Genomic DNA, 935 nt, shown 5'->3' on the forward strand with positions numbered 1-935 from the left:
CCGCTTAAAGAAGATGTACGCTGATGAATGTCTTAAATCCGACATCCTACAGGATGCTATGTCAAAAAAGTGGTAGCGCCCCAAAGGCGCAAAGCGTTGGTTTGTCACTATATTGAAGATCGTGGTATTGGTATCCGCAGAGCTTGTAGCATCTTTAACATCAGCGTCACCTGTTATTATCACAAGTCGGTGGTAACAGATGAGAACCAGCAAATAGCGGACTTACTTATCAAACTGACTGATGAGAACAAGAACTGGGGCTTTGGCTTGTGCTTTTTAACCTTGCGTAATGTGCTAGGACTGCCGTACAACCATAAGCGGGTATATCGCATCTACTGCGAGCTTGAACTCAACCTTAGAATCAAACCTAAGCGTCGCATTAAACGTGCTAAACCAATACCATTAGCAGTACCTGATAGGATTAACCAAAGCTGGAGCATGGACTTTATGCACGACAGCTTAACTGATGGCCGCGGCTTTAGACTGTTCAATGTCATTGATGATTACAACCGTGAGGCACTCACCGTTGAAGTCGACTTCTCGCTACCGGCCGGGAGGGTCATACGCAGTCTTAATCAGCTTATTGAGTACCGAGGCAAACCTGTGCAGATAAGATGCGATAATGGCCCTGAATACATCAGCAATGCGCTCAAAGACTGGGCTGAGCAGCAAGGTATCATCTTAAGCTATATTGAACCTGGCAATCCACAGCAAAATGCGTATGTAGAGCGCTTTAATAGAACCATGAGATATGATTGGTTAAATCAGGAGCTGTTTGATAATCTAGAGCAGGTACGCGCACAAGCAGAAAACTGGTTATACCATTATAATCATAAGCGCCCAAACATGGGCAATGGCGGTTTTACACCGATACAGAAACTCAATCAGGCAGCTTAATTCTATTTATTAGGTGTCTTAAGTTTGGGAGGGTTACC

Annotated in this window: 1 pseudogene; it reads left to right on the forward strand. The window is 44.4% G+C overall.

From position 1 onward, the window contains the following. Positions 1–897, forward strand: a pseudogene (locus AS194_RS01905) (IS3 family transposase); the annotation flags it as partial. Between the last annotated feature and the right edge of the window lie 38 nt (positions 898–935).

Source organism: Psychrobacter piscatorii (assembly GCF_001444505.1).
GTDB lineage: Bacteria > Pseudomonadota > Gammaproteobacteria > Pseudomonadales > Moraxellaceae > Psychrobacter > Psychrobacter piscatorii_B.